The sequence below is a fragment of the Microcoleus sp. B4-D4 genome (genome assembly GCF_036705185.1).
Classification (GTDB): domain Bacteria; phylum Cyanobacteriota; class Cyanobacteriia; order Cyanobacteriales; family Microcoleaceae; genus Microcoleus.
Genome location: NZ_JAUBTX010000035.1, coordinates 8564 through 21341 on the forward strand (window position 1 = coordinate 8564; position 12778 = coordinate 21341).

10 protein-coding genes, 1 tRNA gene, 1 pseudogene and 1 other annotated feature are annotated in these 12778 nt (G+C 47.6%); of the genes and pseudogenes, 3 read left to right on the plus strand and 9 right to left on the minus strand.

Features of this window, described 5'->3' with window-relative positions:
* Both QUB13_RS21995 and crtD read left to right on the plus strand, forming a co-directional pair.
* A pseudogene (locus tag QUB13_RS21995) lies at positions 1-591 on the plus strand (CopG family transcriptional regulator); the annotation flags it as partial.
* 181 nt (positions 592-772) lie between these two features.
* Positions 773-2368 (plus strand): C-3',4' desaturase CrtD, encoded by a 1596-nt coding sequence (crtD, locus tag QUB13_RS22000; protein ID WP_333384763.1) that lies wholly within the window; start codon positions 773-775, stop codon positions 2366-2368.
* A gap of 264 nt (positions 2369-2632) precedes the next feature.
* Here crtD and rplL read toward each other — a convergent pair whose 3' ends face one another.
* From rplL to rplS, 8 genes are all read right to left on the minus strand, one after another.
* A complete protein-coding gene (gene rplL, locus QUB13_RS22005) occupies positions 2633-3022 on the minus strand; it encodes a 50S ribosomal protein L7/L12 (RefSeq protein WP_333090297.1) in 390 nt (129 codons plus the stop codon).
* A gap of 118 nt (positions 3023-3140) precedes the next feature.
* Entirely contained in the window at positions 3141-3743 is a 603-nt protein-coding gene (gene rplJ, locus QUB13_RS22010; RefSeq protein WP_333384766.1) for a 50S ribosomal protein L10, read from the minus strand.
* 29 nt (positions 3744-3772) lie between these two features.
* Positions 3773-3944: a sequence feature (ribosomal protein L10 leader region), on the minus strand.
* Positions 3945-4052: 108 nt separating this feature from the next.
* Positions 4053-4766: a 50S ribosomal protein L1 gene (rplA, locus tag QUB13_RS22015; protein WP_194012020.1), complete on the minus strand. Its 714-nt coding sequence runs from the start codon at positions 4764-4766 to the stop codon at positions 4053-4055.
* A 233-nt stretch (positions 4767-4999) separates the two neighbouring features.
* Positions 5000-5425 (minus strand): 50S ribosomal protein L11, encoded by a 426-nt coding sequence (gene rplK / locus QUB13_RS22020; protein ID WP_006635588.1) that lies wholly within the window; start codon positions 5423-5425, stop codon positions 5000-5002.
* A gap of 3 nt (positions 5426-5428) precedes the next feature.
* Positions 5429-6067 carry a transcription termination/antitermination protein NusG gene (nusG, locus tag QUB13_RS22025; protein WP_194069689.1) on the minus strand — a complete coding sequence of 213 codons (639 nt, stop codon included), beginning with the start codon at positions 6065-6067 and terminating at the stop codon, positions 5429-5431.
* Entirely contained in the window at positions 6064-6297 is a 234-nt protein-coding gene (gene secE, locus QUB13_RS22030; RefSeq protein WP_333384768.1) for a preprotein translocase subunit SecE, read from the minus strand. The genes nusG and secE overlap by 4 nt, the downstream gene beginning before the upstream one ends.
* A 324-nt stretch (positions 6298-6621) precedes the next feature.
* Positions 6622-6694 (minus strand) — tRNA-Trp (locus QUB13_RS22035).
* Positions 6695-6828: 134 nt separating this feature from the next.
* Positions 6829-7212 (minus strand): 50S ribosomal protein L19, encoded by a 384-nt coding sequence (rplS, locus tag QUB13_RS22040; RefSeq protein WP_194069690.1) that lies wholly within the window; start codon positions 7210-7212, stop codon positions 6829-6831.
* Positions 7213-7279: 67 nt separating this feature from the next.
* Here rplS and QUB13_RS22045 point away from each other — a divergent pair, with 67 nt between their 5' ends.
* Positions 7280-8671, plus strand: a complete 1392-nt coding sequence (locus QUB13_RS22045) for an inorganic phosphate transporter (protein ID WP_333384771.1) — start codon at positions 7280-7282, stop codon at positions 8669-8671.
* A gap of 32 nt (positions 8672-8703) precedes the next feature.
* Here QUB13_RS22045 and QUB13_RS22050 read toward each other — a convergent pair whose 3' ends face one another.
* Entirely contained in the window at positions 8704-12777 is a 4074-nt protein-coding gene (locus QUB13_RS22050; RefSeq protein WP_333384774.1) for a non-ribosomal peptide synthetase, read from the minus strand.
* Between the last annotated feature and the right edge of the window lies 1 nt (position 12778).

A 12778-nucleotide genomic window follows, 5' to 3' on the forward strand; every position in this document is an offset into this window, starting at 1 on the left:
TTGAGCGAAAAAGAAAACGCCCTGGCATCTTTGCAACAGGAATTAGCCTCCAAGCAAAATGTCGAAAGTCAATTGCCGGAAACTGTATCGAAGTCGAGTTACGAAACTTTGCAGCAACAGTTGAGCGAAAAAGAAAACGCCCTGGCATCTTTGCAACAGGAATTAGCCTCCAAGCAAAATGTCGAAAGTCAATTGCCGGAAACTGTATCGAAGTCGAGTTACGAAACTTTGCAGCAACAGTTGAGCGAAAAAGAAAACGCCCTAGCATCTTTGCAACAGGAATTAGCCTCCAAGCAAAATCTAGAACAGCAATTGCAGGAAACTGTGTCGAAGTCGAGTTACGAAGCTTTGCAGCATAAGTTGGCAGAAACGTCAAGTGCGATCGACAACTTCCAAGCTCAACTGACTAAGTTGCCATATCTAGAAAATCAATTGAGCCAGAGTGCTGCCAAACAGCGAAATTACGACGCTTTGCAGCAACAGTCTCAAGAACAGATCAGAACCATCAAAGCTTTACGGGAACAGCTAGGTCAAATGCAGGCTGTGGCTGGGATTGGTGAAGCTTATCTCAACAAGTGGCGCCGCCCTTAATTCTCCGATAGGCTACGACACAAACTTTAATGCTTCGGGTGAACCCCGCACGCATTACCCCTGAAACGTCCTCTCAACTCGGACGCAAGCTCTTGTAGCGATAGATTTCAACCTGTCGCCACAAGAGCTTTTTATTGCAAAATATGAGCATAATATTAAGAAATATTACAATAAATAAATTATGAGAGCCGATCGCCCCCCTGAGAGCAAACCCAGTCCAGCCGCAACAAAGGGCCGCGTCACGGTAATTGGAGGCGGAATCGGCGGGCTGACAGCAGCCGCTCTGCTAGCCCGCAGAGGATACCAAGTGCTAGTCTTAGATCAGGCGATCGTCCCCGGAGGATGCGCTTCCACCTTCAAACGCCAAGGCTTTACCTTCGATGTCGGCGCGACACAGGTTGCAGGATTGGAACCCGGAGGCATTCACCACCGAATTTTCTCGGAATTAGATATCGAACTTCCCGCCGCCACGCCCTGCGATCCCGCTTGTGCGGTGTTTTTGCCGGGAGAAACTGCACCGATTAGCGTCTGGCGAGATCCGCAAAAGTGGCAGCAAGAAAGACAAAAACAATTCCCCGGAAGCGAACGTTTTTGGCAATTATTATCTACATTGTTCCAAGCTAGCTGGAACTTTCAAGGGCGCGATCCAGTTTTGCCGCCCAGAAATTTCTGGGATTTTTGGCAATTAATTCAAGCTGTGCGCCCCGATACTTTAATTACTTTGCCTTTCACTTTTATGACGGTGGGTGATGCTTTGCGCTTGTGCGGGTTGGGGGACAATTTGCGCTTGAAAACTTTTCTGGATTTGCAGTTAAAATTGTATTCTCAAGTCGATACTGAAGAAACGGCGTTGCTGTACGCGGCGACGGCTTTAGGAGTTTCCCAAGAGCCGCAGGGATTGTATCATTTACAAGGAAGTATGCAGGTGTTGAGCGATCGACTCGTAGGGGCGATCGAACTCTACGGCGGCAAAGTCTTACTCCGTCACACAGTTGAAAGTATAGTCACCGCCAACGGCAAAGCCACCGCTACAGTGATTCGCAATCAAAAAACACGCGAAGTTTGGACAGAAACAGCCGATCGCATTGTTGCCAACGTGACCGCGCAAAATCTAGTAAAATTGATGTCAAGCGAGCCTGTTTTAGAAAGTTTAACAGATAATTCAGAGACAACAAACCAACTGCCAAATCAAATGGCAGGCTACAAATATCGAGTTGATAAATTGCCGCCCGCATCCGGCGCATTTGTCATATATTTGGGAGTTCATGAAAGCGCAATTCCGGCAAATTGTCCGCCGCACCTTCAGTTTCTCTACGATTACGACGGCGAGATAGGGGAGAATAATTCCTTATTTGTTTCTGTCAGTCATCCGGGCGACGGCCGAGCACCGCAGGGAATGGCGACTGTGATTGCTTCGTCTTTTACTGATACTCGAATGTGGTGGAATTCCGCTGATTATGAAGGATTGAAGCAAAAATATACCGCAGGGGCGATCGGCCGTTTGAGCGAATATTTCGATTTGACACCCGAAAAAATTGTACACCAAGAATCAGCCACACCCCGCACCTTTGCCCGCTACACGGCGCGCGATAGGGGTGTTGTAGGCGGCATCGGCCAGCGAATACCAACCTTCGGGCCCTTCGGATTTGCCAACCGCACACCAATTAAAAACTTGTGGTTAGTAGGCGACTCCACGCATCCGGGAGAAGGAACTGCCGGTGTTTCCTATTCTGCTTTAACAGTCGTGCGGCAAATGGATGCCGCCTCTAAAATCTAAGAAAACACGGCCTTGCCGTTTCCCTAGCGCAAAAAATAATTAATCGCCCTGGTGAAAGAGGACACGGCAATGCCGTTTCCCTACGCAAAAAATAATTAATCGCGCGAGAGATGTAACTATCGCGCGATTAATTTTAAGGAATAGTTAACAGTCAACAGTTAACAGTTAACAGTCAACAGTCAACAGTCAACAGTCAACAGTCAACAGTCAACAGTCAACAATCATCCCGGTGTCACCGGAATTGATATCAACTACATTCTCTGACTACTTGATAGAAATCTTGGCGCCCACAGCTTCAAGCTGCTTCTTCATTTCTTCAGCAGCTTCCTTAGCAATAGCTTCCTTAACTGCTTTCGGTGCGGCTTCTACCAAGTCTTTCGCTTCCTTCAGACCCAAACCGGTAATTGCGCGGACTTCCTTCAGAATTGCGATTTTCTTGTCAGCAGGAACTTCTTCGAGCATCACAGTAAATTCAGTTTGCTCTTCTACAGCTTCAGCGGGGGCTGCTGCGCCGCCGCCCATCATCATCATGCCGCCTACAGGAGCAGCAGCGCTGACGCCGAAAGCTTCTTCAATTTGCTTGACCAATTCAGAAGCTTCGAGCAAGCTCAGAGTCTTCAATTTTTCCAAGATTTCGTCGGTTGCAGTAGACATTCGTTAAACTCCTAGTTTGATTTGATTAATTGTCAGTTGTCAGTTGTCAGTTGTCAGTTGTGAATTTTAAGTTCGAGATTTCTCAATTCAAAACTCAAAATTCAAAACTCAAAACTATTTAAGCAGATGCGCTTTCTGCTTCTGCTGGTGCTTCTGCTGGTGCTTCTGCTGGTGCTTCTGCTGGTGCTTCTGCTGCATCGCCGTCTTTTTCAGCATAAGCTTTGAGACCGCGCGCGATCGAAGTAGGAACTTGATTGATACCCACAGCCAACTTGGTTGCGACGCCGTTGATTGCGCCAGCAATTTGAGCCATGAGTTGTTCTTTCGACGGCAGATCAGCTAATGCTTTAATATCAGCTTCTTTCAGTACCCGTCCTTCCATCACGCCGCCGCGAAGTTCAGTCTTCTTGGAAGCTTTTTGGAATTCTTGGTAAGCTTTAATCGCGCCGCCAATATCTTCTTGCACGAACATAAACGCTGACGTACCTGTCAGCAATTCCTGCATCGGCTGCCATGTTTCATTGCCTTCAACAGCAATGTGCATTAGCGTGTTCTTGGCCACTTGGCAACTGCTGCCTTTCGGACGCAAGCGCCGCCGCAAATCTGTGATTTCAGCAACAGTTAAGCCTTTGTAGTCGATCGCGATTACCAATTGAGATTCGCTCAAGGTTTGCTTGAGGTCTGCAATAATCTCATTTTTTACTGCTAAACTTTTGCCCATACTTATTTCACCTCCTTTTAGGATCTCAAACTGCCAATCAAAAACCCCAACCTTATAGCCGGGGCAGAGAATTAAAAATTAAGAATTAGGAATTAAAAGATAGAACTTTTTAATTTATTTTCTTGAGTTTTTATTTCTTCAGCCTCGGCAGGAAATTAAGCGCTCGGCACCTGCGGTCTTGGGCTTATGGATTTTTGATTAGGCTATCATCAGAAGGCAGACATTAGCAAGGGTATAATGCAAATCTCGTGAGAGATTTATACAAACAACCGAAGCTGTCTTTTACTTCTGCCTTCTGCTTAATTCTTTCTAGGCACCATCAAGTTTGGTATCGCGCAGGGCACTGATATCGACTTCGATCGATGGGCCCATTGTTGCGGATATGTACAAACTGCGCCAGTAGCGACCTTTTGCGCCCGAAGGACGGTTGCGGTCAACAGTTTCTTGCAAAGCATGAAGGTTGACCAGCAAATCTTCCGCTGAGAAAGCTGCCTTGCCAAACATAACATGAACGATGCCTGTGCGATCGGCACGAAATTCTAGTTTACCACCTTTAAACTCGTTGATGGCCTGAGCAATGTCAGTCGTCACCGTGCCACCTTTCGGAGAAGGCATCAAACCGCGCGGCCCCAACAATCGGCCCAATTTTGCCACCAACGGCATTACGTCAGGGGTAGCAATCAGACAATCGAAGTCCATCATGCCCTTCTGAATATCTTCGATCAACTCTTCGGAACCAGCAAGATCCGCGCCGGCATTCAGAGCTTCTTTAACTTTTTCGCCCTTAGCAATCACCGCAATTCTGACTACTTGACCAGTGCCTTTTGGCAGCGACACAGTTGTCCGCAACTGTTGGTCAGTATATTTAGGGTCAATTCCCAAACGGATGTGAGCTTCAGCAGCTTCGCCAAACTTAGCGGTTGCTGTTTCTTTCAAAAGTTGCAGAGCTTCCAGCGGTTCGTAGGGTCTCTCTTCTACTTTCTTTTGAAGTTCTTGCAGTCTTCGCGATACTTTCTTTGCCATTGTTATCTCTGGGGTCAGTCGATTTTAGATTTTAGATTTTAGATTAAAGAATTGAACTTATCAGCCAATCCGATCTCTAAAATTTGTTCGGTTCGATTCCTAGCGAAGCTTTGCTTCTCCCCCTGAATCGATCGATTTTGGATTTTTGATTTTGGATTAAAGAATTGAAGATTTGAGCTTCAACACTGGGAATTACCGATTGCCAACTGTCAACTGACAACTGACAACTGACTTCAATCCGCGATCGCCACGCCCATGTTTTTAGCTGTTCCCGCCACAATTTTCATTGCTGCTTCAACATCATTAGCATTGAGGTCAGGCATTTTGGTTTCAGCGATTTCTCGCAACTGAGCCTGTGTAATTGTCCCTACTTGCTTGCGGTTAGGTTCACCCGAACCCTTAGCAATGCCAGCAGCTTTTTGAATCAAAACCGAAGCCGGGGGGGTTTTGAGAATAAACGTAAAACTGCGGTCTTCAAAAACCGAAATTTCTACCGGAACCACAAGACCAGCTTGGTCTGCGGTTCTAGCATTGTACTCCTTGCAAAACATCATAATATTGACGCCGTGCTGACCCAAAGCTGGGCCGATCGGAGGAGCTGGGTTGGCTTTTCCCGCCGTAATCGCCAACTTAATTACTGCAACAACTTTCTTTGCCATTAGTTAGTTCTGTTTCTGAACCTGATTGAACTCCAATTCTACAGGCGTATCGCGCCCAAAAATCGAGAGTAAAACTTTGAGCTTGTTCCGTTCCGGGCTCACTTCAATCACGTCACCTTCAAAATCCTTAAACGGCCCGGAAAGTACCACAACGTGGTCTCCTGTCGCCATCGATACTTTGACAACTGGTTCTGATTCCTGAGCGTTTCTGAAGATCCGTTCTACTTCCGAATGACTCAGAGGTAGCGGTTTGACGTGACCTCTGCCGCGCCCGTAGCGGCGTTTCTGCTCTGCCCCGACAAAATTAATTACATTCGGGGTATTTTTGATCACCTGCCACGTATCTTCGTCCATAAACATACGGATGAGTACGTAGCCGGGGAAGATTTTTTCATCGGACTGCCGCCTGGAACCGTCTTTACCGACTTTGATCGCCGGAGTTTGCGGAATTTCTACTTGAACGATGCGATCGGCAACATCCAAGGTTTGAATCCGCTGATCCAAGTTAGCCTTCACCCGCTTTTCGCAGCCAGAGGCAACTTGAACAGCATACCAGCGAGCATCAATTTCCGGCACATCTGCCGATGAAGCTTGTCCCGTCGCTTCTGTGGAATAATCAGATTCTTCTGATGCAAAAGTCATGGCCCAAACACCTTTCCTGCGCCCCAGTTAAAGAAGTTATCCACCAAATAGATCAGGCTTGCTGAAAGGATTACCATCAAAAGCACGGCCAAAGACTCGCTAATTAGCTGCTGGCGACTAGGCCACACCACTTTGTCGAGTTCTTCTCTAGTGTCTTTTAAAAAACCCACCGGATCAAACCTAGACGCCGCGATCTCTTGAGTTTCTTGAGCTTCGTCTTTTTTCGCCACTATCGAATCCCCCTTGCGATTTTAGATTGTAGATTTTAGATTGTGTGAGTGGCTCGCGGCTCTTTGATTTTTTGACACTAACCACTTACGCCCAAGTCCAAAATTTCAAATCCAAAGCCAGCACTTTTTTACAAGCTAAATCCATCAACGGTATAAGTGCCGATCGCTCTTAAGGGCGATCGAGAGACCACACCGAGCATTTGTTGATGGCATTTTTTGCGAACCGCCCACAAAAATTAATTCTACCCGAAAACTTGCGGTTTAAGCTGTTTCCAGCCAATAATCCGGGCGCTTTCGGGCAGAATTTCAAGTTTGGTGATTCAGCGCGCCCTGGAGGACTTGAACCCCCGACATCAGGTTTTGGAGACCTGCGTTCTACCAACTGAACTAAGAGCGCACAGGTGAGGTTGCTGAAACTCGCTTAACCTCTAGATTTCTATTTTAACACAGTGCGCTCGGAAATGGGAAACTTTTTTTTGAAATTTTTCAATTTCCCATTTTCCATGAACAAAAGGAAAGCTTGGTGCATTCCTACAGAGAGCGATCGAACCGCTGTTTGACCCGAGTTGCCTTGCCCACGCGATCGCGCAGGTAGTAAAGTTTGGCTCTGCGGACTTTCCCGCGGCGCATGACTTGGATCGTAGCGATGCGGGGCGAGTGAATCATAAACACCCGTTCCACACCCACGCCCTGAAGCACGCGGCGCACGGTGATTGTTTCATTAATGCCGCCGTTTCGCATAGCAATCACAGTCCCTTCGTAGGGCTGAACCCGTTCTTTAGAACCCTCTTTAATTTTCACGCCGACGCGCACTGTGTCGCCCACGTAAATTTGGGGGAGTTGTTTATTTAGTTCTTGCTTGACTCTATTGATTTCTTCCGTTTCGATAGAACGGATTATTTCTGCGCCTTTCATGGGATTTACCAAAACTCACAATCCCTTATCATATATCGAACTGCCAGTTTTATGACAAAAAAATGCAATGTTAAATAGCTCAGAGCTCGTATTTCTGCAACTGGCGGCGCTGGCTGTACTGGCTTTGTACGTCGCCGCCAACTTGGGAGCAAACGATGTCGCTAACTCGATGGGGACATCCGTAGGCTCGAAAGCGCTAACGCTGCGGCAAGCAATAATTGTTGCAGGCATACTGGAGTTTTCCGGCGCAGTGCTGTTCGGGCAAGGAGTTTCCCAAACTCTGGCAACAGGAGTTGTCAATGTAGATGTGTTTTCTGCCCGGCCGCAGGTATTTTTAGTCGGGATGGTTTCAGTGCTGATATCCTGCGGGTTGTGGCTGCAAATCGCTACGAGTCGAGGTTTGCCGGTTTCTTCATCTCATGCGGTGGTAGGTGCGATCGCGGGTTTTAGCTGGGTTGCAGCCGGAATTCATGCGGTTGATTGGCGAACAATCGGCAGTATTTCCTTAACTTGGCTGGCGACACCTTTTGCCAGCGGTGTTTTAGCAGCACTATTTTACAGTGCGGTGAAGTATTCGATTCTCGATCGACCAGATCCTCTATTTCAGATGCGCGAGTGGATACCTTGGCTGAGTGCTGCACTGCTGAGCGTATTCGGGATAATTGTACTGCCGTCTATTGTAGACACGGCTTTCGTGCAGACAGGAGCGATCGCCTTTGTGTACGATCGACTGGGCTGGAATATTCCGGTGCACGATATTGCGATCGCGATTGGGGGAATTGGGGCGATCGGACTTTCCCTCAATAGCTGGAAAACATTAGAATTAGTAGAGAAGGAAGAAGTAATAAGGAAGAAGGAAGAAGGAAGAAGTACAAACACAAACTCTCCCAATCTCCCAATCTCCCCCTCCCCCACTCTCCCCCAAGACCCCCCTCCTCGCCACTGTCCGATCGAGCAACAGATGGCAAGATTCCAAGTATTGAGCGCTTGTTTTGTAGCATTTGCCCACGGTTCCAACGACGTAGGCAATGCCGTTGCCCCCCTAGCTGCGATCGCCTACATCCGGCGCACAGGTTCCTTTCCCTCAGACGATTTCAGCGTTCCACTGTGGATTTTAATCGTCGGAGGCGTAGGAATCGTCATCGGTTTAGCAATTTGGGGCAAAAATGTAATTGCCACAGTCGGCGAAAAGATCATCCAACTGCAACCCAGCGGCGGATTTTGCGCGGAATTAGCCACAGCCACCACAGTCTTGCTAGCATCCCGCTTCGGGTTTCCGGTTTCCACATCCCACGCTTTAGTCGGTGCAGTTGTCGGAGTCGGACTGATCAAAGCTTGGAAAACAGTACGCTGGAAAACTTTGCTGTCAATTGGTTCGGCTTGGCTAATTACCCTTCCGATCGCAGGCGCTTTGGGTGCTAGCATTTTTAGCATCGCCCAATGGATTTTAGCCAGATGAACGCAATTCGATCGATCGCGCCCAACGGCCGCTCAATCACTTAATTTCTGTTTCAAGCAAAGGTTTAGCTGTCTGGCCAGCACCTCAACACAGGGCTTTCTCAACATAGTAAGGTGATTGCCAGGAACTCGAATCACCTCTACTTGTGCCGCCGTTAAATCGCTCCAGCCAAGAGTCGGATCTTGATGGTTCGTGCTGAGCTTTTCCCCCGATCTAAACAGAGTAATTCGGTGCGGATAAATTTTCGGTACATAGCTGAGAGTTGCTTGACTGTTAGCCTGAAATACAGTGAACATCGACGGAATTGCCAGCTCGCGCCAGTTGTGTTGTTTTGACTCCTGAGATAGGATACTAACCATAATCGCCTGCTTCCAATTCCAGCTATGCCAAAAATTAGCTGCCCAATTAAGCAGCTTATTTAATTTAGGAAACCTGGCAGCAATACCGCCAACTTGCACATTTTCCGCAGCAGCCACCAAGCGAAAATAATCGACCACAAAAGGCCAGATAGAGCGGGAAACAGTAGTCAGAATAAACTTGCAACCATCCCAAACAGAAGGTTTGTTAGCAGCAACCGGCGCTAAAGTATCCAGCACAGCCAGCAAAGCCACTTCATCCCCCGCTGCGAGTAACTGTTGAGCCATCTCAAAAGCCACCAAACCTCCAAAAGACCAACCTCCTAAAAAATAAGGCCCTTTTGGTTGAACTGTACGCAAGGCTGCGATGTAGTCAGCCGCCATCTCTTCAATGCTAGTTAACGGAGAACTTTCGCCGTCAATCCCCTTTGGTTGCAGCCCGTAAAACGGTTGATTTTCTCCTAGCTGAAATGCTAACTCGACATAAGGAAACACGACGCCAAAGATGGGATGGACGCAGAAGAACGGGGGATTTTTACCGCGAGGCTTAATTGCAACTAAAGGCGACCATTCCAGAGAATTTGTTTCTGAAGATAGCGAATCGGCTAAACCTTCAATTGTCGGATTTAAAAAAAGAGCAGAGAGCGGCAACTCGCGCTCAAATTGCTGGTTAATCTCATTGATGAGGCGGATTGCCAGCAGGGAATCTCCACCCAAATCGAAGAAGTTGTCGCCAATGCCAACGCACTCTGCGTTGAGGATTGTGGCCCAAATTTGGGCGAGGGTTGACTCGGTTGGTGTGCGAGGTGCAATGCAGCTTTTATCTATTGAATTGCTAGTTAGAGTTCCCGGTACAGGTAGGCGCAGGCGGTCGATTTTGCCATTGGGAGTTAGGGGCAGAAAATCCATCGCCACAAAAGCACTGGGAATCATGTAATTGGGCAGTTGTTGTTTGAGAAAATGGCGCATTTCCCCGGGATTAAGCGTCTGATTGTGATTGGCCACGACATAGGCAACTAGGCGTTTGTTGCCAGACAAATCATCTTCAGCCACCACCGCTGTTTCTTTGACTGCGGGATGCTGAACCAGCAGCGCTTCAATTTCTCCCAATTCTATTCGATAACCGCGAATTTTTACCTGTTCGTCAGCGCGGCCTAAAAACTCAATATTGCCGTCGGGAAAATAGCGGGCTAAGTCACCAGTTTTATAAATTCGTTCTCCTGCTTTCTGGGTAAACGGATTAGCAATAAATCGCTGGGCGGTTAATTCGGGGCGGTTGAGGTAGCCTCGCGCCAATCCGCTGCCGCCGATGTACAATTCACCGGGAATTCCAACGGGTACAGGCTGTAAATTTTTATCTAAAATATAGAGTTGAGTGTTAGCTATTGGGCGACCGATTGGCGGTTTTTTGCGTGAAGCGAAGCTATCGCGCAGGGAATCGCCAATTTCGGCAAAACTCGACCAGACAGTCGCTTCTGTAGGGCCGTAAGCGTTAAAAAACCTGCGCCCAAAACCCCAGCGTTTCACCACATCCAAGGAACAGGATTCGCCAGCACAGATGATTGTTTGCAGTGCGGGAAGTTCGGCGCTTGGAAGGACTGCTAGCAGCGACGGCGGGAGGGTAGCGTGGGTAATAGCATTGTCTTGCAAAAATTGGATTAATGTTTGTCCTGGCAATAAAGATTCTTTCTTGGCACAGTAAAGTGTTGCTCCGGTTCCCAATGCCATGACAATCTCAAAGATTGAGGCATCAAAACTCAGGGATGCAAATTGCAAGATGCGGTGATTTGAGCTGATTTGAAAAGCTTCTATTTGAGCTTGTGCTAAGTTGTAGAGTCCGCGATGTTCGATTAAAACGCCTTTGGGTTTTCCGGTTGAACCAGATGTGTAAATGATGTAGGCTAGATTTTTTGGTAAAATATTTGTAGTTAATTTGGCTGGGCTTTGTCGGGCGATAATTTCTCTGTCGGAGTCCAAACACACTACTGAAAAAACTCCGTAATTTTCCGGCTGCGTCAAGTTTTTTGCTAAGTGCTGCTGAGTTACCAAAATCGACACCTGAGCATCTTCTAACATGAAGTTAAGTCGCTCTTGAGGATAAGTTGGATCTAAAGGCACGTAGGCTGCGCCTGCTTTGATAATGCCTAGCAATCCGACGATCGCATCTAAGGAACGTTCTACACAAAAGCCCACTAAAACTTCTGGTTTGGCACCCAATTGCTGCAAGTAACGTGCAAGTTGGTTGGCTTTGCTGTTGAGTTGGCGGTAGGTTAACTGCTGGTTTTCAAAGACGGCGGCGATAGCATCGGGCGCGAGCGCGACTCGCTCTTCAAATAGCTGATGGAAACACTGGTTTTGCGGATAATCTCTCTGAGTGTCATTCCAATCGATTAATAATTGCTGGTATTCTGGCGCTGTCAGCAAAGCCAAGTCGCTGAGGTGCTCTTTGGGATTGGCAACAATGGCTTCGAGCAGCGTTTGGAAATGTCCCGCCATGCGCGCAATTGTGGCGCTATCAAATAAATCTGTGCTGTAGACAAATTGCCCTTGAATACTTCCTGCATTTTCCCACAAGTGGCACTCTAAATCTAGCTTGGCGGTTCCCGCGTCAAAGTCGATCGCCCCCAAAGTGATTCCCGGCAATTCTAGCGCTGCTACAGGAGTGTTTTGCAGGCTGAAACTGTGTTGAAATAGGGGGTTGCGGCTCAATTCGCGATCGGGGTGCATTTCCTCAACCAACTTCTCGAAGGGCAAATCTTGGTGGGCGTAGGCTGCCATTGCGACGTTTTTTACCCGATGCAATAGTTCCCGAAAAGTTGGGTTTCCTGATAAATCTGCACGCAGCACTAAACTGTTGACAAAAAAACCGATTAATGCTTCTACTTCGCTCTGGTTGCGATTGGCGATCGGCGTTCCTACTGCAATATCTACTTGTCCTGTATAGCGGTAGAGCAAAGTTTGAAAAGCGGCTAGTAGAGTGATAAATAAAGTCGCGCTTTCTTGCTGGCTAAATGACTTTAGCTGCTCGCTCAAAGCAGGTGATAGTGTTATAAAATGTTTAGCACCCCGGTAGGATGGAACCGCCGGCCTTTGTCTGTCTGTCGGTAGATTTATTGCGGTAATTCCCTTTAACTGCTCGCGCCAATAATCTAACTGGGTTTCTAATACTTCGCCCTGCAAGTATTGGTGCTGCCATTCTGTAAAGTCGGCGTACTGCACGGGCAGTCCTGGTAAGTGCGATCGCTCGTTTTTTACAAATGCCGTGTAGAGCGTTCCCAGCTCTCGAATTAGCACTCCAATCGACCAACCATCAGCCACAATATGATGTAAATTCAGCAACAATATATGTTCTGTTTCACTGAGTTGTAACAGCGTTACTTTGAATAACGGCCCGGCGGCTAAATCGAAAGGGCATTGCGCTGCATCGGTTGCGAGTTGCAGCGCTGCGGTTTCCTGCTGAGTTGGCGAGAGATTTTGTAAGTCGATTGTGGGAAGAGATACGGTTAAAAAGGGAGCAATAACTTGTACGAGTTCCCCTTCCAAAAGCGTAAAAGTAGTGCGTAAAGTTTCGTGCCGCTGCACAATTTCATTGAAGGTTTGCTCTAAAGCTCTTAAGTTGAGCGAACCTGTTAAGCGGAGTGCTGTTGAGACATTGTAGAAAGGATTGCCCGGTGCTAATTGATTGAGGAACCAAAGCCGCTGCTGAGCAAAGGATGCCGGGAAGACAAAAACTTCTGTTTCTTGCTGCATA

Coding starts and splice junctions, on each gene's coding strand:
- nusG (WP_194069689.1), bottom strand. CDS start 6,067: ATGACTTTTGCATCAGAAGAATCTGATTATTCCACAGAAGCGACGGGA.
- crtD (WP_333384763.1), top strand. CDS start 773: ATGAGAGCCGATCGCCCCCCTGAGAGCAAACCCAGTCCAGCCGCAACA.
- rplJ (WP_333384766.1), bottom strand. CDS start 3,743: ATGGGCAAAAGTTTAGCAGTAAAAAATGAGATTATTGCAGACCTCAAG.
- rplS (WP_194069690.1), bottom strand. CDS start 7,212: ATGAAAGGCGCAGAAATAATCCGTTCTATCGAAACGGAAGAAATCAAT.
- QUB13_RS22050 (WP_333384774.1), bottom strand. CDS start 12,777: ATGCAGCAAGAAACAGAAGTTTTTGTCTTCCCGGCATCCTTTGCTCAG.
- rplA (WP_194012020.1), bottom strand. CDS start 4,766: ATGGCAAAGAAAGTATCGCGAAGACTGCAAGAACTTCAAAAGAAAGTA.
- QUB13_RS22045 (WP_333384771.1), top strand. CDS start 7,280: ATGTTAAATAGCTCAGAGCTCGTATTTCTGCAACTGGCGGCGCTGGCT.
- rplK (WP_006635588.1), bottom strand. CDS start 5,425: ATGGCAAAGAAAGTTGTTGCAGTAATTAAGTTGGCGATTACGGCGGGA.
- rplL (WP_333090297.1), bottom strand. CDS start 3,022: ATGTCTACTGCAACCGACGAAATCTTGGAAAAATTGAAGACTCTGAGC.